The following is a 537-nucleotide window of genomic DNA, read 5'->3' on the forward strand; positions in this document are numbered from 1 at the left end:
GGGGTGGAGCAGCCCGGTAGCTCGTCAGGCTCATAACCTGAAGGCCGCAGGTTCAAATCCTGCCCCCGCAACCAAAATTCCTAACAAGATATCAAATGCTTAGGCCGAAACAAAGCGCCCCACGGGGCGCTTTTTGCGTTACAACACCGCACAACACATTCCCCAAAGATTCCAAACTCTTACGAACACCTCCAATTCCTCCGTGCAACACACATGCGACACGGGAATTGCCCGATGTTCGCGGGACGTTCCGTGTCCGATTGAACTTGACCCAAAGGCAGACCAGAGCCGTCATGTCCTCGCAACCAACTCGGGGACCCTCATGCCCAAGACCAATGATGCAGCGCTGGACGCCTTCATCGCCGCGAAGATCGAGATCGACGCCATGCTCGCCCGGCTGGCAGCGCACAGCGCCGACCACTTCGGCCACGGTCCCGACGAGGTGAACTGGGGCCATGTCTGTTGATTTGCGCTGAGAGCTGACCCGGTTGGGCTGAAGATTTCCATTGAGATTTGACCCATGTGACCCTTCCCCGA

The 537-nt window shown here is 57.5% G+C and carries 1 protein-coding gene; it reads left to right on the forward strand.

Translation table 11 applies throughout. The features are described from left to right. The first annotated feature begins 322 nt into the window (after window positions 1-322). A complete protein-coding gene (locus tag G5V65_RS22065; protein WP_165054791.1) occupies window positions 323-466 on the forward strand; it encodes a hypothetical protein in 144 nt (47 codons plus the stop codon). The last annotated feature ends 71 nt before the right edge of the window (window positions 467-537 follow it).

This window comes from Paragemmobacter kunshanensis, assembly GCF_011059185.1.
Taxonomy (GTDB): Bacteria; Pseudomonadota; Alphaproteobacteria; order Rhodobacterales; family Rhodobacteraceae; genus Paragemmobacter; species Paragemmobacter kunshanensis.

Excerpts from the sequence above, each read along its gene's own strand:
- G5V65_RS22065 (WP_165054791.1), top strand. The coding sequence starts at position 323 with ATGCCCAAGACCAATGATGCAGCGCTGGACGCCTTCATCGCCGCGAAG.